Origin of the sequence: Streptococcus lutetiensis (assembly GCF_900475675.1) — a bacterium.
Taxonomy (GTDB): domain Bacteria; phylum Bacillota; class Bacilli; order Lactobacillales; family Streptococcaceae; genus Streptococcus; species Streptococcus lutetiensis.
In genome coordinates this window covers 357,325-380,884 of record NZ_LS483403.1, presented here as the reverse complement: position 1 = coordinate 380,884, position 23,560 = coordinate 357,325, and the positions used below count along the sequence as shown (strand labels likewise).

Here is a 23,560-nt window from a genome sequence, read left to right as displayed (position 1 = left end):
TGATATTAGAAAGTTTGTTTTCTTGCTTTACGTTCTGCACGGCCTTTAGCACGATTAGCGGCACGGCGTTCACGTTTACGTTTTTCGTCAACTTTCCATTGAATTTTTTTCTTGTAACCAGGTTTGATTTTTTTCTTTTTCTTCTTAACCAAACCAATCATCTCAGTATCAAGTTTTTGATATGATTTTTCACGATTGGCACGACGATCACGATCGTAAGTATCTTGGAATTCACCATTTTTGAGCATTTTCGGTACGAATTTGATACCCAATTTTTCAAGTTCACGAATATCTGAATCATCACTTGGTTGGTAAAGCGTGATGGCAATACCATTCAAACCATTACGACCTGTACGCCCAACACGGTGAACAAAGAATGACAAATCTTGCGGAATCGCATCGTTGATAACGTGACTAACCCCTTCAATATCAATCCCACGCGCTGCCAAATCTGTTGCCACGATGTATTCGTAAGACAATTTTTTGATTTGATTCATCGTACGTTTACGTTCACGTGGTGGAATACCACCATGGATTTTAGCGACTTTCAAACCATTTGACACAAGATAGCTGTGCAATTCATCTGCACGTTCTTTGGTGTTCACAAAAATCATAGCAAGATATGGGTTAAGAGCTTTTGTGATTTCCAAAATTTGAGCATTTTTATCACGGCCCTTAGTGGATACCAACCAGTTATCGATGGTATCTGCGATAACTGTTGTTGTCTTGATTTTTTCCATGACAGGATTTGCCAAATATTTCTTCAAGAACGGTTGCAATTTTTGTGGAATAGTTGCTGAGAAGACCAAAATTTGAACATCTTTTGGCAATGTGCTAGCAATCTTATCAACCGTATCAAGAAATCCCATATCAAGCGTCATGTCAGCTTCATCAACTACAAAAGTGTGTGCCTTGTGGATTTCAAGGTTGCCAGATTTAACCAAATCATAGATACGACCAGGTGTTCCGATGACGATATGTGGTTGAGATGATTTTAGTTTTTCAATTTGACGAAGTTTATCTGTCCCACCAACATAATTTGCTACACGAATTTCTGTTTCAGATTTATCTGCAATTTGTTTTGTAGCTTGATAGATTTGTGTTACCAATTCACGGCTTGGTGCTGTGATAACAACTTGGACGTTGTCGCTTGTTTCATCCAATTTTTCAAAGATTGGTAGCAAGAAAGTGTGTGTTTTCCCTGAACCAGTTTTTGATTCACCTACCAGATCACGACCTGAACGTACAACGGGAATTAATTTTTGTTGCACTTCTGTCGGATTTTTGAATTTAAGCTCTGCGAGTGCCTCACGGATGTAGGGCTTAAAATTAAAATCGTTAAAAGACATGTTTTACCTCAATTTCTTATCTCATCAAGTTTCACTTGAAATTTCTCTATATCTGTTTATCGTTTCATCCCTAGCTAACATAGCTAGGCGAATTTTTTCATTCCTTTTTATTATATCATTAAAAGGGGGATTAAAGCAAAGCACTATGCGCTTTAACAACTAAAAAAACGAGCTGAGAATTTCTCAACTCGCTTTCCTTATTATAAGACATAAAGGAAAATCAATGTGAGGATGCTTGCGATAGCCCCAACGCTCCACAAGAAAGCATCAACTTTCCATTCAGACCATTTTTCTGATTTTCCAGACAAACCACCAAGCTCCAAATGATGATGGAATGGTGTCATACGGAAGATACGACGACCTTCACCATATTTTTTCTTAGTGTATTTGAAGTAAGATACTTGAAGCATTACTGAAGCTGTTTCAAAAACGTAAACAAATCCAATGATTAGCAATGTCCATTCTTGACGAAGGGCAATTGAAATTGCAGCAAGCATCGCACCCAATGCCAAGCTTCCCACATCACCCATGAAGATCTTAGCTGGTTTGTGATTGAAAACAAAGAAACCAAACAAAGCACCAATCATAGTGACAATAATCAAAAGTACATCAAATTGTTTTTGAACAATTGCGATAACGCCATAAGCTGCTAAACTAATAGCTACTGAGATTGAAGCTAAACCATCAATCCCATCAGTCAAGTTAACTGCATTTGAAAATCCAACAATCCAGAAAAGAACAAAGAGAACATAAAAAACACCTAGATGTAAATCAAATCCAAAGACATTCAAATCATCTGTTCCACTTGGACGCACGTGAACAAAATAGAAAATCAAACCACCAATAATTTGCAAACTCATTTTTTGCCAAGGTGTCAAACCTTCATTGATCTGTTTAAAGATTTTCAAGAAATCATCAAGGAATCCAACAATTCCATAAATCAAAAGAACCATTAAAATTCCTACAGTTGCTCCCATTGAAGCACCAGCTTGTCTTTCGATAAAGAAACTAAAGACAAGACTAACAAGAATGGCAACTGTTAGAAAGACTGTCCCACCCATTGTTGGTGTTCCAGCTTTAGTCAAATGTTGTTTGACATCCTCGTGCATTTGTTGCCCACCGATTTTTTTCAATTGATAAATACGAATAAAATGCGGCATAGCAAATACTGTCAAGGCAAAGGCGACAATACCTGCAATTAAACTTAAAAACATTTTAGTTTAGTCTCCTAGAGTAATTTTAATTTTTTTGACTTTGTCAATATCTTTTCCGGTATCAACACTTTGCTTAGTGACTTTTGAACCAGAGCCTTTAATGGTTACTTCGATTCCAGTCCACTTCGCAAATTTTTCAACATTTTCTTTCGTCCAGCCATACATATCTGGCATTGTTTTTAATTTTCCTGTCCAAAGTAGCACTTGTTCATTTTGTGAAAGGTTACTACCGACTTTTTTAGACATTTTCTTGATTTTGCTACCTGACCCAACAACAACTGGTTGAACAAGATTATTACGAAGTTCCTGAGCAGTGTCACCAGGTGTTTTTCCGATGTAATCTTTCAATTGGTATTTAGTTTCTGTATCTGTACCAGTCACGGCTGTACTTGCCAAAGTATCCTTAATCATCATAGCACGTTCAAGAACAGGATTAACCACGTCTTTCCAGAAAGAACGTTTGAAAGTCGTTGTTGGTTGTTGAAGGGTAACATACATGATAAAGTCAGGATCATCTGATGGCACCATAGCAACAACTGAGTTGATATAGTCATTATCACCAGTCAAATATCCTCCGCCCTCTTCCGCAGATGCGGCAATTTGGGCTGTACCAGATTTGACAGCAACTGAATAATCACCGACTTGAATAACCGGTGCCCCTTCTGTGCTATCATACAAGGTACCATACTGTGAATCTGTACCAACCGTTACCATGTAATCAAGTGTTTGGTTGGCAGCATTTTCTGAGACCGGTTTACCAGAGACTTCAGCTGATGCTTTACGGGCTGTATTATTATTTGGGTCGTAGATTTGACTAATAAATTGTGGTTCAAGCATAACCCCTTTATTAGAAATCGCAGAAAAAGCACGAAGCATTTGAATTTGTGTCACACCAATACCTTGACCGAAAGCACTCATAGCAATGGTTACTTCATTGTCTGATGGCAACAAACCGCTACCTTCATTGACCATTCCAAAACGTGTTGGATAACCAAATTTAAACTTAGACAAGTAGTTTAGCCACTTATCGTTACCCATCTTTTGTTCAAGACTTGTCATGGCAACGTTACTTGACCAAGCAAACCCTTGAGCGTACGTCATATACTGAACCGAAGTATTACCCTCATTGACGTTCCAGTCATTGATTTTCGTATCAGCAACTGTAATACCATTGATTGTTGAAATCACTTCATTTGGCGTAAAAACACCATCATCGATAGCTGAGGCAAGTGTCATTACTTTCATGGTTGATCCTGGTTCATAATAACTTTGATATAGAAGGGTATTCCATGTTTTAAGGTTATCTTCATTGTAACCTTCCATTGTCTGTGCATTGTAAGTTGGACGTTGTGTGGTTGCTAAGATTTCACCTGTTTTAGCATTAATCACTGTCGCACTAGCGTATTTACCTTGAGCATCATTTTGGAAAATATCCATTTGTGACTCAAGATAAGATTGCAATGGTTCAGAAAGTGTTGTGTAGACATCTTTTCCGTCAATAGCTCGTTTAACAGTTGTTTCTGTACCGAGTAACAAGTTACCATTTTTATCTTTTTGGTATGTTACTTTTCCGTCTGTCCCTGATAGGACATCATTTAATGAGGCTTCTAAACCTGATGTCCCGACAAGACTTGATGTTTTACCATCTTTATTTTCTTTTAGTTGGGCAAGTCCTAAGAATTGCGAAGCAAAGACACCATTTGGATACATACGTCCAGGTGTTGATTCAAATCCAATTCCTTTAATTCCAGCGTCCTTCATAGCTGTTTCAATTTCTGATTTCTTACTGTATGATAAACCAGACCCTGAACTTCCAAATGACACTTGGAAAAGCCCACTTTGATTCAATTGTTTTAAGACTTCGTCTTTATCAATACCGATTTGGGCATTCAAAATCTCAGCAACTTTATCATATTGAGATTTTTTAACGTAGAGTTTTTCACCAGTTGTTGACACATAAGATTTCGAAATAATAGCATAAACACTATATGTTGTTGAATCTTCAGCAAGAGCAACTCCATTTCGGTCATAAATCGTTCCACGCTTTGCTTGTACAGTCACAGTTTGCTGATAAACATCTGATGCTTCGCTTGATAAATTATGACCAAATTTTGTATCTGTCCCAACAATAATAGCAAAATTGATAATAAACACAAAGAAAAGGAAGACTGCCAGAATCATAAGATTCTGACCAACACGCTCGCGATTCTTATCGGGTGTGCGTCTGTCCTTCACTACATAGTCTAAAAAACGATTCATTAATTTTTTCATAGACTACTCCACCTGTTTAATATTATCTTGCTGACTTGTTAAGCCTGCATTCTGTGCGATTTGCTCAACACGGTCACGGCTTGAAAGCTCATTGACCTCTTGTTTAGCGTTGTCATAATCTGTCTGTACCTCAGTAATTTGACTATTTAAGTCGGTAATTTGCTGCTGTACTTGAAGATTTCGACTTTGCAGATAAATAATACTAACAGCCATGGTAATAGCCGTTATGATAATTGAGCCATAAAAAGCTTTTTCAACGCGCGAAAATTCTCGAATACGACGTTTTAAAGCATTAGCAATGGCTTCATTACGGTGTTTTTCAGTCATTACTTACGAACCTTTCTAGCCACACGTAGCTTGGCAGAATGTGAACGATTGTTGGCTTCTAATTCTTCTTGACTAGGCAAAATTGGTTTGCGATTGACTAAAGCAAGTTTTGGTTGCATGTCATCTGGAATAAATGGCAAACCTTTTGGAACCTCAACTGTTGACGCTTCTTTGAACAATTGTTTTGTCAAACGATCCTCAAGAGAATGGAAGGTAATTACAGAAATACGACCATCCACTGCTAACAAATCAATAGCTTGTTGGATAGACTCATCAGCTGCCCCAAGCTCGTCATTAACTTCGATTCGAATAGCTTGGAAAATCTGCTTAGCTGGATGACCTTTCTTCTTAAGTTCTTTAGCAGGCTTAGCTGATTTAATAATTTCTGCTAATTCAGCTGTTGTTTCAATCGGTTTAACTTGTCTAGCCTGCTCAATTTTGCGAGCAATTTGCTTAGAAAATTTGTCCTCACCGTATTTGTAAAAAATGCGCACTAAATCATGGTAGTCGTATGTATTTACCACATCATAAGCTGTCAAATCTTGCTCACGATTCATACGCATATCGAGCGGCGCGTCTTTCTTATATGAAAATCCACGTTCGCGCTCATCTAACTGCGGACTAGACACCCCAAGGTCGTATAAAATACCGTCAATCTCAGTCACTCCATGCATAGCTAAATTTGAAGCAAGATTACGGAAATTGTCCTTGATAAAAGTGACTTGTCCTTTTTCAATATAATCTTTTAATCTAATTTGTGCATTATCAATAGCCGTTTGGTCTTGATCAAAAGCGTAAAGGTGACCATTCGGCCCAAGCTTAGAGAGAAGATATTCACTGTGTCCTGCTCCTCCAAGCGTTGCATCTACATAGATTCCATCTGGCTTGATATCAAGCATATCAACGGTTTCGTGTAGAAGTACAGTAATGTGATGAAAGTCTTTTGTCATACCTTTCATTATAACACAAATAGAAAGATTCTTCCTTAAAAGATGGAGATAAAAAGAAAAACCAAACATCCCGTATTTGAGACACTTGGTACTTACTCATCTGAAAAATATTATTCTCTGATTTGTCCTTTACCATTAATGTAAAATTTTGTACTTGTTAATGCTTCTAAGCCCATTGGACCACGCGCATGCATTTTTTGGGTAGAAATTCCAATTTCTGCTCCCAAGCCAAAGACAAATCCATCTGTAAATCGTGTTGAGGCATTCACATAAACCGCTGCTGCATCCACTTCATCTTGGAAGCGTTCGGCATGCTCAAGGTCTTTTGTCACAATTGCTTCAGAATGATGCGTTGTATAACGATTTACCCAATCAATAGCTTCATCAAGTGAAGATACCATATTAACAGACATGATGTAATCGTTGTATTCAGTCGCAAAGTCTTTCTCACTTGCTGCTTTTGCATCTTTAAAAATAGCTAGCGCTTTTTGGTCTGCACGGAATTCCACTGGATGAACCTTGTTAATAGCTGCTTCTAATTGAGGTAAGAACTGCTCTGCAATTTTTTCATGAACTACAAGACTCTCAGCTGCATTACACACACTTGGACGTTGTGTTTTGGCATTGATGACAATCTTAGTCGCCATCTCCAAATCAGCTGTTTCGTCAACAAAAATATGACAATTACCAACACCAGTTTCAATGACTGGAACTTTAGATTTTTCTTTGACAGTCTGAATAAGACGAGCTCCTCCGCGTGGGATAAGAACATCGACATAATCAACAGCCTGCATCAATTCTTCAGCAACCGCATGGCTTATATCCTCAACAAGCTGAACAACATTTTTATTAAGACCTGCTTTAGCAAGAGCCTTACGAATAACTGTTACAAGCGCAGTATTTGAATGAATTGCATCGCGCCCACCACGTAAAATAATGGCATTACTTGTTTTAAAAGCTAAGCTGAAAGCATCGACTGAAACATTTGGACGACTTTCAAAAATCATAGCAATCACACCGAGAGGCACACGCTTTTGCACAATTTTTAGACCATCAAGATTAGTGTATCCACGAACGACTTGACCAATCGGGTCTTGTAAATCAGCTACTTGACGAACTCCTTCCACAATGCCTTCAATGCGTTTTGCATCGAGACGCAAACGGTCAAGCATAACCGGTGAAATGCCATTTTCTTGTGCTTTTTCAACATCTCGCACATTTTCTTGCAAGATAAAATCTGTTTCGTCTAGTAAAGCCTTAGCAACTAGATTCAAGATTCGATTTTTCTCTGCTGTTCCAAGTTTTACCAAACTTTGAGAAGCGATTTTTGCATTTTTCCCTAGTTCATCAATATAGCCCATTTCAAGACCTCCTTTATTACTTAGATTGTGAAAACCACGTTCCAATATTAGCTCCTTCAAGGGCACATAAAATATCTCGTGGATTAGCTCCATTCATCAAAATCATTTGACTATTATTGTCAAAAATCATTTGGGCACTCTTAATCTTGCTAAGCATGCCACCTGTACCAAATTTGCTACCAGCACCGCCAGCTGACTTAATGATTTCATCAGTGATTTCACTAACATGTTCACGAAGTTTAGCATCTTCATAAACATTTGGATTTTTATCATAAAGGCCATCAATATCTGACAACATGATTAGCAAATCAGCTTTAGTCACTTTAGCTACAATGGCTGACAAACGGTCATTATCTCCGAATTTTGTGGCATGATCCATTTCATCAACACTGATAGCATCATTTTCATTAACGATTGGAACAATTCCCATTGAAAGAAGAGTTTCAAAAGCGTTGGTGAAGTTTGCCAAACTTTCTGGATACTCAATAACATCACGTGTAATCAAAAGCTGACTAACTTCTGTCTGATAGTGTGAAAAGATTTGCGAATAAAGGCTCATCATGGCCACCTGACCGACACTTGATACAGCCTGTTGTCGTGCAATTTCTGTCGGACGTTTGTCCATGTTTAAGACATTAAGACCAAATCCCATGGCACCAGATGATACCAAAACAACTTCTAATCCCTTGTTCATCAAACTAGAGATGACAAAAGCTAGCTGATCGATTTTTTCAAGATTAATTTTGCCATTTGGCATGACAAGCGAACTTGTCCCGATTTTTATAACAATTCGTTTTACTGATTCAAAATTACGTGTCATATGCTTATTATACACTAAAAAAACAGTCCGAGGAACTGTTTTTTATCATCTTTTATCAAGAAAACGGTAGCTTTTTAACCACCCTTAATACTCATCTTAATTTCAGGAGATTTTAGAAATTAATGTGAGATTTTCTTCCAAAATTTGTGGCTAATCAAAACTTGACCAACAATTGCTAAAATCAAAAGAACAATTGCCAGCGTCATGTTAATCAGTAGAATTTGCTGTGTGATATTACCAAGAGTAACTAAACCTACTGCTAAGCCACCACCAAGAAGATAAGCTACCATCATAATCGCAAAAGCAAGCCACTGACCTGAATGTCGATTAAAAAGTTGTGTCACATCTTGCCAAAGCAAATTAAGATTTTTATAATCACGCCAGTAAATCAGTTGCCCTTGGATACTAATCATCATAAGCAAACCAAGTAAAAAGCCAAATATCAAAAGTGGTTTAAGTTTCAAAAGAAAGGCGCCAACAATCAAATAAACCATCGCAGGGACAAAGGCTTGAAGAGCTGCCAAAACAAGAAATTTCTGAGTTAAAAACTTCTTGAAAGGATAAGGAAGTGATTTAATAAAGTGATAGTTCTCTTTTTCAAGTGAAATTCCTACACCAAGAAACGTTGATGGTGTAGCACAGTTACTTCCCAAAATAACCCCAACAAGCATTGAAATTCCGAAATAATCGTTTGGTATATTAGAAAGATTGATGCCATTTACCAAAACTGGTGTTAAGAAAATCACCACATAAATCAGTGACATGAGATAAGTCTGACTGATCAAAGTTGCATTTTGAAGCGTTGAAAGGTGATGATGAAGCATCATATTTGTTAAAGAAGCTGAGCTCTTTGACGTTTTTTTCGTCTGCTTCTTAGCTTTAGCTTTTTTAGGACTAGCATACAAAGTACTTTGGTAATAATTTGGCATTGCCCATTTAACCAAACCAATCATTAAGCCTAAAAGAACGACTAAAGGTAAATAGAAGTTTAACAATGCAGCCAAGCTAAACGGCACATTAACCACGTCATAAAAACCTCTAAAATAAGGAATGATTGGACGATCAGGAATCGTCAAGCTGTCACTTCCTATATTTTTACTGTTGACAACATTCATATAAAGAATCGTTCCGACAGCGCCAATCGTCGAAAGAGACATCAAGACTGTTGAAATCAATTTACGATGATTGCTGCGAACAATCACCCCACCAACCAAGCTATTCACATAAAGTGCTAATACTGTCGAAGCTGTAAAGAGAATCCCAAAAACAATCACGGTAGCAATAATCGCCACAAATAGCCCCGCCATTTGCCAATAGGCTATAAAAAATAATGATAACAAAGGCATCAAAAACGTCACGCCCATACCAAAACTTGAAATCACTTTTGCTAAATATAGCTCACTGGATTTAATCGGTAAGTGAGCATAAAGTTTCACATCATCGCTTTCGTAAAAAATACTATACATGGCTGAGAAAGCATTCAAGGTTGCCATGATAAAGAAAATCGCTGTGTAAAAAGAAAAGTAACCAGGATAATGCTTAAAATTAAGATTAGCATACATAAAAATGTAAATCACCGCAAAGAACAAACTTAAAAATATTTGCTGACGAATCACACTTTTATAAGTTGAAAAATTTTTTCTCGGATTCTTTTCTTGCTTACGTTTAACCGCCGTTACAGTTTGGGGATTTGAGTAAAGAATATTAATCTTAACGAGTTCCCTAACAGTTGACCAGTTCATACACTCACCCCTCTTCCACCTTGCGTCTAGCAAGTTCTAGGTAAATCGTTTCTAAATCTTTATCAGGATGATTTGCTTTCAACTCTTCTAATGAACCAACAAAAATCAATTTTCCTTCTTTCAAGATGCCAATGCGGTCACACAATTGTTCAGCAACTGCCAAAACATGTGTTGAGAAAAGCACTGTATTGCCACTGCGCACATGCTCTTTCATCATCTTTTTCAAATCAAAAGCTGCTTGTGGGTCAAGTCCTGTCAATGGTTCATCCAAAATCCAAATATCTGGATTTGAAATCAAAGCTCCGATTACAATCACTTTTTGACGCATACCATGTGAAAAACTTTCAATCAATTCATCAACATACCCAGCAATATCAAATAAGTGCGATAGACGGTTAATGCGTTCTTCAACTTTTGCTTCATCCACACCATAAATTTTTGCTAAGAAATGCCAGTACTCACTCGCCGTCAAATTCAAAAATAAATCTGGTGAGTCAGGAACATAACCAATACGTTTTTTAATCTCATCATGATGTTCTGACAAAGCCAAATCATCTACAAAAACCTCACCGTAAGTAGCCTCAATAATTGAGGTTAAAATACTAATAGCCGTTGTTTTCCCGGCACCATTGTGACCAATAAGACCAAAAATCTCACCGTTCTCAATAGTTACATTAAGGTCACTAAGTGCTTCCTTATCTCCATATAATTTTGAAACATGCTCAAAACGAATCATTTTATTTCCCCCCTAAATATCCTCAAAGTGGCTTTATCCACTTTGAAACTTCCTTTTTTTCATAATAGTCCGCTGCCCATTTGTGAGTTAAATCTTTCAAATTCAAAACACCTCGAGGTAATTGAAAATCATTGTGAGTATAAAAAAGATTTAGTTCATGCTCTAAGTGCATGGCAGACAATCCAGCATCATTACTTTTAATGATTTCATTAGAGGCAGACAGTAAAATTTTAGACAATTCAACATTCTGACGCACACTCATATCTTCAAAAGCTACTTTTATTGCCTTATACAATTTACCACATCGCTCTTCCATCGAACCTCACCTTCTCCTTAATTTTGTACTATTAAATTAACACAATTACCTTTTACAATATCTTACCGTTTATCTCATTTTTTGTCAACAAATAACAAAAATGCCCTTGCTGAGCAAGGGCATTTTAGATTATTTATAATTGATTATAAAGATTCGAAAAGGCTAACAGCGTTATCAACTGTGAATCCATATTCTTCAAAGATTTTAGCACCTGGTGCAGAAGCTCCCCAAGTATCGATTGTAAGAGTTTTACCTTGGAGACCAACGTATTTGCCCCAACCAAAGCTTGAGCCAGCTTCAATTGCCAAACGTTTTGTAACGTTAGCTGGAAGAATGCTTTCTTTGTAAGCTGCATCTTGTTCGTCAAAGATGTTTTGTGCTGGCATTGAAACCACACGAACATGAACACCTTTAGCTTCCAAAGCAGCTTGAGTATCAAGAGCTAATTTCACTTCAGAACCAGTAGCAATAAGGATACCGTCAAGGTCACCTTTAGCTTCTGAAAGGATGTAAGCACCTTTGTTCACACCATCTTCTGCCAATTCTTTTGTTCCTTCAAGAACAGGAAGATTTTGACGAGTCAAGACAAGCATTGTTGGACGGTTTGTTTCAGCAAGAGCACGTTTCCATGCAGCGTTTGTTTCGTTACCATCAGCTGGACGAATAACGTTCAGGTTTGGCATAGAACGAACACTAGCCAATTGTTCAACTGGTTCGTGAGTTGGACCATCTTCACCAACGGCGATTGAGTCGTGAGTCATGACATAAACAGTTGGTAATTGTTGAAGAGCTGCCATACGAACAGCTGGAAGTAGGTAGTTAGAGAATACGAAGAATGTACCACCGTAAACACGAGTACCACCATGAAGGGCAATACCATTCATAGCAGCTGCCATGGCAAATTCACGCACACCAAACCAGATGTTGCGACCAAGATAGTTATCTGATTGGAAATCAGATTCTACTTTGACCATTGTATTATTTGATGCAGAAAGGTCAGCTGAACCACCCCAGAATGATGGAACTTGTGCTGAGATTTGTTGGATAGCTTGTTGACTTGATGAACGGCTAGCAAGGCTAGTTCCGATTTCAAAGTCTTCAAGTTTTACGTCAACTGGTTTGTTAGCAAATGCAGCTTTGTATTCAGCAGCTAAGTCTGGGTAAGCAGCTTCGTATTCATGGAATTTAGTTTCCCATGCGTTTTGAGCAGCTTCACCACGGAATTTAATACCAACTTCGAAACGTTTTGCAACTTCTTCTGGAACTGTGAATTCTGGATATTCCCAACCATAAGTTTTTTTAGCGTAAGCAATTCCGTCAACACCAAGAGGTGCACCGTGGACAGCTGATGTACCTTGTTTTTCGGCACCAAAACCAATGATTGTTTTCACTTCGATGATAGATGGTTTTTCTGTTTCAGCTTTAGCTTCTTCGATAGCTTTAGCAATAGCTTCAAGGTCGTTACCATCTTTTACCAAGATATGTTGCCAACCGTAAGCTTCGAATTTACCTTTAATATCTTCTGTAAAGGCTTTTGATGTTGGACCATCAAGTGAGATGTCGTTTGAATCATAAAGAAGGACTAATTTACCAAGTTTTAAGTGACCTGCAAGACTAACAGCTTCTTGGCTGACACCTTCCATCAAGCATCCATCACCATGCAAAGCATAAGTGTAGTGGTCTACAATATCAAAACCAGGTTTGTTAAATTTAGCAGCTAAGTGAGCTTCTGCCATTGCCATACCAACAGCGTTAGCGATACCTTGACCAAGAGGTCCTGTAGTTGCTTCTACACCATCAGTGTGGTTAACTTCTGGGTGACCCGGTGTTTTTGAACCCCATTGACGGAAGTTCTTCAAGTCATCGATTGTTACATCGTAGCCTGATAAGTGAAGTAGGCTATACAAAAGAGCAGAACCGTGACCTGCAGACAATACGAAACGGTCGCGGTTAGACCAAGAACGACTTGTCTTTGGATTAACATTCATTACATGATTCCAAAGAACATAAGCCATAGGTGCAGCTCCCATTGGAAGGCCTGGGTGACCTGAATTGGCTGCCTGAATGGCATCAATTGAGAGCGTACGGACAGTGTTTACTGCCAACTGATCAATAGCATCAAATGTCATGAGTGAAACCTTTCTGTTTTTAAGGACTTAAAGTATTATTGTTCGGATTCTATTATAACATAAAATACTTGACTTTTTAAATTAAATTGTCATTTGCTTTCTTGTAAGTAATTTCTAAAAAAGCCCAGCTAAACACAGCTGAGCGATTTTCTTATGAATTTGGATCGTCAAGACTACGACCGTGCAAACCACGTTCACGTTGTAATTGACGAAGTTTTTCTGGTGTCACATCATTTCCATCTTCATCGACGATTTTAATACCAGCGATGTGGTGAAGAAATGAATGACGGTAACCGTCAATATACTCTTTACGCAATTTAGCTTGTTCAACTTTTTCAGGACCAGTCAAACCAACTGTTTTTTTCTTGCGTGCAAGTTCATTAATGCGTTGAATCTTTTTTTCATTCATGACTAAAACTCACCTAACGTCTAAATTATGTTTAAACGTTATTTCCTTTCTATAATTTACCAAAACCTCTAAACTAAGAGGTCTGATATACACCAGAAATCTACTCAAAGAGTAGATTTCTTAAGCTTATTTGGTATTCAATTTGTTAAATGCGGCAACGCTGCTTGCTTTTGCTGTCAATTCAGTAAGAATAGCTAAGCGGTTATTTTTAACAGCTTCATTATCTACCATAACCATTGTATTGTCAAAGAATTTGTCGATAACTGAACTTAGAGCAAACAATTGTGCCAATTTATCGCTAGCAGAACCAGCCAAGTTTAAGTCAGCTGCGGCTTGTGCCAAAGATTTTTCTTCATCATTTTCAAACAAATTAGCATCAACTGCTACACCTGCTTGTGCTTTTTCAGCAAGGTTGAAGACACGTGAAAGACTTTCAACAGCGGCTTTGTAACCTTCTGCTTTGCTTGCTTCAACAAGAGCGTCAGCAGCTTCAAGCATTTCAGCCACAACAAAGTTTGAACCAGCAAGAACAGCTTCTTTAATGTCTTTAGAAACTGATTTGTTCATCATTTTTTCAACACGTGCACGAGTGAAGTCCATCACTTCTGCTTTGTGTTCGTAAGTCAAACTATCAAATGACAAAGCATAAAGGTTGTCAACCAATTCATCCATTGGAATTTTCAAGCCAAAGGCATCCATGATACGAACCACACCAGCCGTCGCACGACGAAGAGCGTATGGGTCGTTTGAACCTGATGGAATCAAACCAACTGAGAAGAATGACAAGATAGTATCCAATTTATCAGCAAGTGCCAAAAGTGCACCAACTTTAGTTTCTGGAAGGTCACCATCAGCTGAGTTTGGAAGGTAGTGTTCGCGAATAGCTGCTGCTACTGCGGCATCTTCACCAGCAAGAAGAGCATATTTTTCACCCATAATACCTTGCAATTCGTCAAATTCACCAACCATACCAGTCAATAGGTCAAATTTGTAGATTTCAGCAGCGCGTGCAAGTGCTTTGCTTTCTTCTGCAGAAGCGCCAGCTTTTTCAGCAAGGTAAGCAGCAATCACCTTGCTACGTTTCATGTGTTCTGAAAGTGAACCAATTTTTTCGTGGAATGTTACGTTATCAAGCTTAGCTACAAGGTCAGCGATTTTAAGTTTTTGGTCTTCACGCCAGAAGAATTCACCATCTTCCAAACGAGCAACAAGAACTTTTTCGTTACCTTTAATAACGTTTTCGATGTGGTTTTCATTACCGTTACGAACTGAGATGAAGTTTGGCATCAAATTACCATCAAGGTCACGAACAACGAAGTAACGTTGGTGGTTTTTCATTGATGTCACAAGCACTTCTTCTGGAACTTCAAGGTATTTAGTATCGAAGCTTCCCATGAAAGCAGTCGGGTATTCAACCAAGTTAAGCACTTCATTAAGCAATTCGTCATCGATTTCAACGCGAACGTTTTGAGCTTTTTCGATAGCTTTGATTTGGTTAACAATCATGTCTTGACGTTCTTTTGCGTCAGCGATAACAAAAACTTTACGCAAATCTTCTTCGTATGAATCAGCAGTTGCAATTTCTGTTTCGTGACCAAGAAAACGGTGACCACGGCTCACACGACCCGAGTGGATATCCAAAAAGTCAAGGTCAAGTGCTTCGTCATCAAGAAGTACAGTCAATGTGTGAACTGGACGGATGTATTCGAATGTGTTGTTTGCCCAGTGCATGTTTACTGGGAAAGTCATAGCTAACAAAATTTCTGGAATGCCAACAAGGACTTCTTTAGCAGCTTTTCCTGCTTCGTGTTTTGTAACGTAGACATATTCTTCACCTTTGACTTCGCGGAATTCGATGTCATCAGTTGTCAAACCTTTACCACGAACAAAACCTTGAGCAGCTTTTGTAAAGTTACCATCAGCATCCAAAGCAATTTTTTTAGAAGGACCTTTGAAGTCTTCTATTAAATCAGTTTGAGTATCTGCAAGACCAAGAACACGAACAGCCAAACGACGTGGTGTTGAGAAGGTTTGAATGCCTTCAAAAGCCAAACGTTTTTCTTTTAAAAATGCTGCCATGCGGTCGCCAAGTTGTTTTTCACTTGGAGTAACAACATAAGCTGGTAATTCTTCTAAACCAAGTTCTACAAGTAAATTTTTAGCCATTATTCAGCATCCTCCTTCAAAAGTTTTTCACGTGTTGCTTCATCAAGCAATGGGTAACCAAGACGTTTACGTTCCGCAACAAATGTTTTAGCAACGACACGAGCCAAGTTACGGATACGAGCGATGTAACCAGCACGTTCTGTTACAGAAACAGCTCCACGCGCATCAAGCAAGTTGAATGTGTGTGAACATTTCAAAACGTAATCGTAAGCTGGGTGAACTAAGTTTTCTTCCAAGCAACGTTTAGCTTCTGTTTCAAATTTTTCAAAGTTTTCAAGAAGCATGTCTTGGTTAGAAATTTCAAATGAGTATTTTGAGTGTTCAAATTCTGGTTGAAGGAAGATTTCACCATATTTAACACCTGGAGCCCATTCGATATCATAAACTGAATCTACTTCTTGGATATATGATGCCAAACGTTCAAGACCATAAGTAACTTCTGAAGTTACAGGACCAGTTTGCAAACCACCAACTTGTTGGAAGTAAGTAAATTGAGTGATTTCCATACCGTCAAGCCAAACTTCCCATCCAAGACCAGCTGAACCAGTTGATGGATTTTCCCAGTTATCTTCAACGAAACGGATGTCGTGTTCCAAAGTGTTGATTCCCAAACGTTCCAATGATTCAAGGTAAAGTTCTTGAATGTTAGATGGAGATGGTTTCATAACAACTTGGAATTGGTGGTGTTGATAAAGACGGTTAGGGTTTTCACCGTAACGACCATCTGCAGGACGACGTGATGGTTCTACATAAGCTGCATTCCATGGTTCTGGACCGATGGCACGAAGGAATGTGTAAGGGCTCATTGTACCAGCACCTTTTTCATTATCGTAAGCTTGCATTAACATACAACCTTGGTCGTTCCAAAATTGTTGCAAAGTCAAAATAATTTCTTGAAAAGTCAATTTTTTAGACATACATCTACTCCTTATTTTGTTAACTTAGTTTTTGCGAAGTATCTAAGGAAATCAGCTTTTTTACAATATAAAAAACCGCCAACACACCTATATGATACCTCATAAGGGGCGTTAAAACGCGGTTCCACCCTATTTTATTACTTCATTTATTTGATTTTAACTTAGCCTAGCTAAGTGAAAGCGCCAGCAACTCATTTCAGTTTCATCCGACTTCCACCACCTCGGACTCGCTAAGAAACACCATGAGGATTTCTCTCTTTACCAGCTATTTTAGCACAAATGTAATTGAGTGTCTAGTAAATATCAAAAAAGCTGAATCTACTACTGTAAATTCAACTTTTAGTCTATTACGCTTTCCAGGCTTCTTGTCCGCCTAGATATGTTGCTCGTAAGTCAAGGTCCTTGTCTAGAACGATAAAATCAGCTTTGTAACCTTTTTTGATTTGACCGCATCTATCGTCAATCCCAACAGAAATTGCTGCTGTGAGACTTGCCATACTAATGGCTTGCGCTTTTGAGGCGATTCCCCAATTGACTACATTTTTAACAGCATCCTTCAACTGAAGAATAGAACCTGCTAGAGCGCCATTTGATTTCAAACGTGCTGTTCCTTTTTCAACGATAACAGGAAATTCTCCAAGCATATAATCGCCATCTTCAAGACCACCAGCACTCATGCAATCCGTAATCAGGACAACATGTTCGTGGTCTTTTTGATGCATCAAAATATCACATGCTGATGGATGCACATGATGCCCATCACAAATCAACTCAGCATAGGTATTTGGTAGTTCATAAACTGCACCGACCATACCTGGCTCACGATGATTAAGACCACGCATACCATTATAAGCATGAACCCAAACAGAAGCCCCTGCTTCGACTGCTTGCGCTGCTTGCTGGTAAGTAGCATCTGAATGTCCAAGAGCTACAATCACATTTTTACGAGTCGCATAATCAATAAAGTCTTCGACTTCGTCTCGTTCAGGTGCTAAAGCAATTTTTTTCAATAATCCTTTTGAACTTTTAAGCCATTGATCAAGTTCAGCTGTTGAAGGATTTTTCATATAAGACGGGTTTTGAGCCCCTTTGTATTTTTCTGTAAAATAAGGTCCTTCAAAGAAAAGTCCTTGGATCCGCGCACCGCTTTCTTTACCAGCAAAATCAGCTGCCGTACGACAAATATCATCTAAGATCTCAAATGATGCCGTCAAAGCTGTTGGTAAAAAACTTGTGACACCAGCTCCCAAAAGAGCCTTACTCATTGTCTCAAAAACCTCTTGATGATTGTCCATGACATCAACACCAGCAAAACCATGGATATGTGTGTCTACTAAACCAGGTGCCACACTAAAACCTGTATAATCTATAATGTCTGCATCATGCGGTGCTTCTGCTTGCCAATCGCCAAAAGAGTCACCTTCGATAGCAAGGTAACCTGCACCCTTAACATGGTAAGGATAGTAAAATTCATCTGCTTTGATATATTTTGTCATTTGAATCGCCTCCATGCTTATATTATAAAATAAAAGCGCTTTTTTGTAAATGGTATATACCAAAATTAGACCAATTTTTATTAACAGACCTTTCTATTGATTACAGATAATAACTTTTCCTTTAGCCGTAGCATCATCCATTATCAACTCACCAAGATCAGAAACTGTAATCACTCCACTTAAAGGATTTTTGATACTAATCACTGGTGTTGTGATACCGGCTGTAACTTCTAACTTTTCAAAAGCTAAATCTGCATCAAGCATTTTACAATTAATCAATGTTAGGTTTTTACAATAACAAAAAGGTTGCGTTCCAATGATGGTACAATTTTCAAAGGTCACATTTTCGCTATACCAAGCGAGATATTCACCTTTAACAATACTATTTTTAACGACAACATTTTTAGCATGCCAAAAAGCATCTTTGGTATTAAACTCACAATCCTCAAAAATAGAATCAGAAATGTACTGAAAAGAATATTTTCCATTCAAAGTTACTTGATGAAAATGAAGTCTATCCGAATGCAACATAAAATACTCGCTAGTGACAACAGTATCCGTCATCGCAATATCTTTCACCGACCAACCAAATTCAGGTTAGATAATCTCACTGTCAGAAATGGCAACATTTGAATATTCGCGTAAAGCCTTAATCCCGTGTAGTTTCGAATAACTAATCCCAATATTGTCTGAATACCAGAGAGCAGCTCTACAATTTTCCGTCATTTCTGAGTCAGTTATCACCAATCCTTTGTCATGCCAAAATGGATAGCGTAAATTAAAATAAAAGTCTCTTACTTCGATATTCTTACTTCCTTTTAAGGCACTTTCACCACCTGCTGGTCCCGTAAATTGACAAGTATCCACTAAAATATCGGAGCTAGCATATAAAGTTCACTCCTCGTCGTAAGTCTGATTCTTAATAAGTGTTTTCAAATCAATCTCTTTATCATCTCTTGATAGCACCATCCTACACCTTAGACTAAACTCCAAGTCAAGTGCTTATCTAATAAAAACGACAAAAAACACCTTCAAACCAGCAAAAGTTCAAAGGTGTTAAATGTATGATTAAATTTGATTTTCAAGTACTTTTTCGACCAAGTTTAGAGCGTGATCTGTGATACGTGTACATGGCGTAATCAGATCGATGAAGTTAACCCCTGCAAGTGGTGTACATTCACCGTTGTTCATGCGTTTGATATGGTTCTTACGGATGCGGCGTTCCAAATGAGCGATATCTTTATGACGATCTACCAACTCATTTGCCAAAGGTAGGTCGTTATCGATAACAACTTTCAATGAATCCAAAATCATGCGATGTGTTTCATGGTAAAGTTGATCAATTTCTTGAACGGAAGCTGGTGAGAAAGTAATATCTTTTGAAATATTGTGCTCCATCAAGTGAACCAAACTGATACTGTGGTCACCGATACGTTCCAAGTCACGTGATGAATCTAAGATACTTGATAAAATTTCACTTTCGTGTCGATTCAATTGTTCACTTGAAAGATCAATCAAATATTTAGTCAATTCTTCATCGACATTATTGATAGTATCTTCAAATTTTTGTGTCTTATCAGCGTATTTTTCATTACATGTTTCAACAAATAAGAATGCTGCTTCAAAGGCTTGTGTGGCAAAGGCACCCAAGTGAATCAATTCTTTTTTAGCATTACCAAGGGCAATAGCTGGCGCTTGTTTTAGAATAATCTTATCAAGGTAAACAGCTTTGTATTTAGCAGCTTCATCTTCACCAGGAATTAATTTTGTCACAACAAATGCCAATGTTCCAATGAATGGGAAGAGCAAGATGGTATTTGTAATGTTAAATGTTCCATGGGCAAAGGCAACCGTCATGGCTGGTGTCAATTTAAAGTGAACTTCCATCCATTGCATCAAGTTAGTAAATGGTACCAAAAGAATCATAAAGAGCACTGTTCCGACAACGTTGAAGAGAACGTGAGCTCCAGCCACACGTTTGGCTGCGATATTTGAACCAATCGCTGCTAACACGGCTGTGATACAAGTACCGATATTACTTCCTAAAAGAATAGGAATTGAGCCTTGAAGATCAAGTAAATGACCTGCGTATAACCCTTGTAAAATACCAATGATGGCAGCTGATGATTGGATAAGCATGGTCAAGCCAGTCCCAATCAAAACACCCATAATCGGTTTGTCACCTAAGGTTGCTAAATAATCCTGAAAGGCTGGAACAGTTTTTAATGGTCCCATAGCATCACCCATGATATTAAGCGAGAAGAAAATTCCTCCTACACCAAAGATGATACGTCCGATATTATTCAAACGTCGGTTTGACGTGAAGAATAACAAAGCAGCACCAATAAAAATCATTGGGAGTGCATAGTCACCTAAATTAAAACCAATCAGAAAGGACGTTACAGTCGTCCCGATATTGGCTCCCATGACAATACCAATCGCTTGTTGCAAGGTTAAAAGTCCTGCTGACACAAGGCCAACAGTGATAACTGTTACCCCTGAACTTGATTGGATTAGGGCTGACATGGCTAAACCAACAAGAATTCCTAAAAAAGGATTACTCGTATATTTGTCGATATAAAAACGAAGTCTGTCTCCTGCAGCCTGTTGTAGACCGTCTCCCATATATTTAATACTGAAGAGAAAGAGTCCTAGACCTCCAAAAAAACCAAAAGCAATTTCTTGCCAATTTACTGACACAGTCTTATCCTCAAATATTATAATTTTACCGGAAAAACCCGATGTTTCCATTTTAATGTATTCAAAGAAAACAAACAAGTGTTTTTTAAGCTTTTTCTAAATTGATAACTAACTGAAAAATGCTACTCTTTTAAGATAAGCGGTCATTTTCCCCTTTTTAGTAGCTATTTCTAAACATAAATGATAAAAAGACTAAAATTTGAGGGAGGTTTTTAGAAAAAATTAATGCGCTGTCATTTATATGTTATAATAGTTAAGGGCGCTGTGCTTGCCACAGAATGCTACTAAATACGTTTATTATCAAAAAATGTGATAACAACTTCTTTGTCACATCGCATTTATTTTATTATAGAAGGAGTTTTCATGAAAGCCTCAAAAAGTGAAGTTACTTATTTTATTCTAAGTATCATTTTAATTGCCTTTGCTGGTGGTATTTACCTTTTCTTTGGTAATACAAAGACTAATACGTCAAGTTCACAACCAAAAAGCTCAATCAGTTCTTCCTCTTTTAGTCAAGCTGACCTAGAAGCTAAAGCCCAAGAATTATTATCTGCTGCTCAAGCTAATCCGTCTGCTGAAGCTGTGACAAATGCACAAGCGGCTATCAACAAAATCTCTGATGAAGCTAAGAAAACAGATTTCCAGTCTCAACTAGATGCTGTTTCTGCTGAAGTAACAAATCAAACAAATGCTGAAAATGCTGTCAAAACTGCTGAAGACAATCAAACTAGCGACAATGTCACTGCTGCTCAAGCTGCGATTGATGTGCTAACTAACCAAGCTACTAAAGATCAACTTCAAGCACGTCTTGACGCTGTTTCTAACGCTATTGCTGCTGCCAATACAGCAACTACAACTACAAATACTGCTACATCTTCTGACGACACAACTGAGTCTACTGTTGACCCAAATAACACCTCTCGCACTCCTACATCAGTTACAAATGATGGTACTTATACTTATTATAGCTATTAATGATCTCAATTGGATTTATCTTCTCGGCAATTGGTGCAACTTGCTTAGCCATTTCATCATTTGCTAAAACGAAAAAACTATGTTAACTTGGCAATTATCGGATTATTTCTTTACGATGATTGCTAATTTTTTACTCGGTGGTTACACTGGCGCTATTTCGATTAGCGTGTCTATCATTCATAACACGTTAATGATTAAACACTGGGATTCCATCTACACAACCGTTATTTTAGTGATTATCCAAGTTTCTGCAGGAACTTACTTTAACAACCTTGGTTTGATTGGCTTTCTTCCCTTGATTTCATCTGTGTCTTATACCATCATCACCTTTATGACTAGCAAAGTTCAATGGCTGCGCTGGGTTACTGTTGAAAATATGCTACTGTAGTCTTTTTACGATTTCACCATCAAAGCTTACCCTACTTTAGTTATGGAAGTTGTTATCACATTAACGACCTTAATAGCTATTTCAAAATACAGTTCACTTAGTCATAAGAAAAATAAATCTTGATTTTTCATCAAGACTCAACTAGAAATAAACTCATTTTCTGATACTTTCTGCCGTGGTGAAAGTATCTTTTTTTGTTGCTCGTTTCACTCGCAAATAGTCCTAAAATCAAGTTGTGGCAATAATGACATGAAATTGATTTTAGTTAAGACGTTTTTTTAATATGCAAAAACTACATGAGTCATACTCATGCAGTTTTATATTGACTTACACTGTTTCATATCCTAATAAAATACCACCATCTTCACCGTAAAAGCTGCAAAGACCTGATGCTGGGATAAAGCGAACATCAGCTTGTGGGTATTTTTCTTTGATTTTGTCACTCAATTGTTGACAAGTTTTTTCGTTATTTGCGTGAGCAATCATAACCTTGCCACCTTGGTAACCTTCTTTGAACATTTCCTCAACGGTTGCTTGAACAGCTTTCTTTTGACCACGCACTTTGTGAAGGAGTTCCAATTTTCCTTCGTCACTAGCTTTACCAACCATGCGGATATTAAAAAGGCCAACAACTTTCCCGACTAGCTTGCTCAAACGTCCATTTTTGACAAGGTTATCCACACGTGCCAAAACAAATAGCAATTTTGTCTTTTCTTGATAAGCCGTGATAGCTTCGACCACTTCATCAAAGCTTAAGCCTTTAGCAATCAGACGATTTAATTCTTCGACGATTAAATCAATCTCACCACCTGCAGACAAAGAGTCAATAACGTGAACATTGACATTTGGATGTTCCTCCAAAAGCATGTGTTTTGCAACCTGCGCACTATTGTGACTTCCTGAAAGATTACCTGTAATCGTGATAGCAATAACATTTTCAGCACCTTGGTAAGCTTGTAAGAAGGCATCTGGGCTAGGGCAACTTGATTTTGATGAAACAGGACTTGCGTACATGGTTGTCATCATATTAGCAACGTCTAATCCTTCATCATCCACAAAAATTTCTGAACCAATTTGAATTGTTAGTGGGACATTTTGAAATTCTGTGTGTTCTGCAAGCCCTTCAATATGTCGAAGGTCACAACCTGAATCAGTCACAATTTTCCAAGTCATATCTATTTCCTCCAATTCATTCGAAATTTAAATTCATTTGACAAACAAACTATTTTCACCTAAAATTATATCATTAATGTCTTTATCTTAGTATTAAAAACAATCAGATGTCACAAGTAAG

General features: G+C 37.8%; 18 protein-coding genes and 2 pseudogenes. 2 read left to right on the top strand and 18 right to left on the bottom strand.

All coding sequences use genetic code 11. The features are described 5' to 3' along the window. Window positions 1–5 precede the first annotated feature (5 nt). The 17 genes and pseudogenes from DQN23_RS02085 to DQN23_RS02005 all read right to left on the bottom strand — a co-directional run bounded on the left by DQN23_RS02085 (window position 6) and on the right by DQN23_RS02005 (window position 20,903). On the bottom strand, window positions 6–1,349 hold the full coding sequence (locus DQN23_RS02085; protein ID WP_020916288.1) for a DEAD/DEAH box helicase: 1,344 nt from the start codon (window positions 1,347–1,349) through the stop codon (window positions 6–8). 200 nt (window positions 1,350–1,549) lie between these two features. After that, a complete protein-coding gene (mraY, locus tag DQN23_RS02080) occupies window positions 1,550–2,563 on the bottom strand; it encodes a phospho-N-acetylmuramoyl-pentapeptide-transferase (protein ID WP_020916287.1) in 1,014 nt (337 codons plus the stop codon). A 6-nt stretch (window positions 2,564–2,569) separates the two neighbouring features. Next, window positions 2,570–4,834, bottom strand: coding sequence for a penicillin-binding protein PBP2X (gene pbp2x / locus DQN23_RS02075; RefSeq protein ID WP_020916286.1), 2,265 nt, complete (start codon window positions 4,832–4,834; stop codon window positions 2,570–2,572). 3 nt (window positions 4,835–4,837) lie between these two features. Next, window positions 4,838–5,161, bottom strand: a complete 324-nt coding sequence (gene ftsL, locus DQN23_RS02070; RefSeq protein ID WP_020916285.1) for a cell division protein FtsL — start codon at window positions 5,159–5,161, stop codon at window positions 4,838–4,840. Further along, window positions 5,161–6,111 (bottom strand): 16S rRNA (cytosine(1402)-N(4))-methyltransferase RsmH, encoded by a 951-nt coding sequence (gene rsmH / locus DQN23_RS02065; protein ID WP_043895188.1) that lies wholly within the window; start codon window positions 6,109–6,111, stop codon window positions 5,161–5,163. Before rsmH ends, ftsL begins: the two co-directional genes overlap by 1 nt. A gap of 110 nt (window positions 6,112–6,221) precedes the next feature. Further along, on the bottom strand, window positions 6,222–7,472 hold the full coding sequence (locus DQN23_RS02060) for a glutamate-5-semialdehyde dehydrogenase (protein WP_020916283.1): 1,251 nt from the start codon (window positions 7,470–7,472) through the stop codon (window positions 6,222–6,224). 16 nt (window positions 7,473–7,488) lie between these two features. Then, entirely contained in the window at window positions 7,489–8,292 is an 804-nt protein-coding gene (gene proB, locus DQN23_RS02055) for a glutamate 5-kinase (RefSeq protein WP_020916282.1), read from the bottom strand. Between the two features lie 119 nt (window positions 8,293–8,411). Next, window positions 8,412–10,034 (bottom strand): ABC transporter permease, encoded by a 1,623-nt coding sequence (locus DQN23_RS02050; protein ID WP_111712646.1) that lies wholly within the window; start codon window positions 10,032–10,034, stop codon window positions 8,412–8,414. A 4-nt stretch (window positions 10,035–10,038) separates the two neighbouring features. Further along, complete coding sequence (locus DQN23_RS02045; protein ID WP_111698281.1) at window positions 10,039–10,770, bottom strand: ABC transporter ATP-binding protein; 732 nt, start codon at window positions 10,768–10,770, stop codon at window positions 10,039–10,041. A gap of 22 nt (window positions 10,771–10,792) precedes the next feature. Beyond that, window positions 10,793–11,086, bottom strand: coding sequence for a bacteriocin immunity protein (locus tag DQN23_RS02040; protein ID WP_058813668.1), 294 nt, complete (start codon window positions 11,084–11,086; stop codon window positions 10,793–10,795). 143 nt (window positions 11,087–11,229) lie between these two features. Further along, complete coding sequence (gene tkt, locus DQN23_RS02035; protein WP_111712645.1) at window positions 11,230–13,215, bottom strand: transketolase; 1,986 nt, start codon at window positions 13,213–13,215, stop codon at window positions 11,230–11,232. Between the two features lie 151 nt (window positions 13,216–13,366). Beyond that, window positions 13,367–13,624 carry a DUF896 family protein gene (locus DQN23_RS02030; protein ID WP_020916277.1) on the bottom strand — a complete coding sequence of 86 codons (258 nt, stop codon included), beginning with the start codon at window positions 13,622–13,624 and terminating at the stop codon, window positions 13,367–13,369. A 126-nt stretch (window positions 13,625–13,750) separates the two neighbouring features. After that, on the bottom strand, window positions 13,751–15,790 hold the full coding sequence (gene glyS, locus DQN23_RS02025; RefSeq protein ID WP_111712644.1) for a glycine--tRNA ligase subunit beta: 2,040 nt from the start codon (window positions 15,788–15,790) through the stop codon (window positions 13,751–13,753). Next, window positions 15,790–16,707 carry a glycine--tRNA ligase subunit alpha gene (glyQ, locus tag DQN23_RS02020; protein WP_006531137.1) on the bottom strand — a complete coding sequence of 306 codons (918 nt, stop codon included), beginning with the start codon at window positions 16,705–16,707 and terminating at the stop codon, window positions 15,790–15,792. Before glyQ ends, glyS begins: the two co-directional genes overlap by 1 nt. Window positions 16,708–17,054: 347 nt before the next feature. After that, window positions 17,055–18,203, bottom strand: a complete 1,149-nt coding sequence (gene nagA, locus DQN23_RS02015; protein ID WP_043894965.1) for an N-acetylglucosamine-6-phosphate deacetylase — start codon at window positions 18,201–18,203, stop codon at window positions 17,055–17,057. A gap of 93 nt (window positions 18,204–18,296) precedes the next feature. Continuing rightward, window positions 18,297–19,082: pseudogene (locus DQN23_RS09165) on the bottom strand (DUF3737 family protein); the annotation flags it as partial. Window positions 19,083–19,271: 189 nt separating this feature from the next. After that, window positions 19,272–20,903 carry a Na/Pi cotransporter family protein gene (locus tag DQN23_RS02005; protein ID WP_058813666.1) on the bottom strand — a complete coding sequence of 544 codons (1,632 nt, stop codon included), beginning with the start codon at window positions 20,901–20,903 and terminating at the stop codon, window positions 19,272–19,274. Between the two features lie 363 nt (window positions 20,904–21,266). On the opposite strand from DQN23_RS02005, the gene DQN23_RS02000 reads away from it, so the two are divergent. Then, complete coding sequence (locus DQN23_RS02000; RefSeq protein WP_020916272.1) at window positions 21,267–21,878, top strand: hypothetical protein; 612 nt, start codon at window positions 21,267–21,269, stop codon at window positions 21,876–21,878. 2 nt (window positions 21,879–21,880) lie between these two features. Further along, window positions 21,881–22,389: pseudogene (locus tag DQN23_RS01995) on the top strand (YgjV family protein). A gap of 204 nt (window positions 22,390–22,593) precedes the next feature. Here the strand turns inward: DQN23_RS01995 and DQN23_RS01990 are convergent. Continuing rightward, entirely contained in the window at window positions 22,594–23,439 is an 846-nt protein-coding gene (locus DQN23_RS01990) for a DegV family protein (RefSeq protein ID WP_020916271.1), read from the bottom strand. Between the last annotated feature and the right edge of the window lie 121 nt (window positions 23,440–23,560).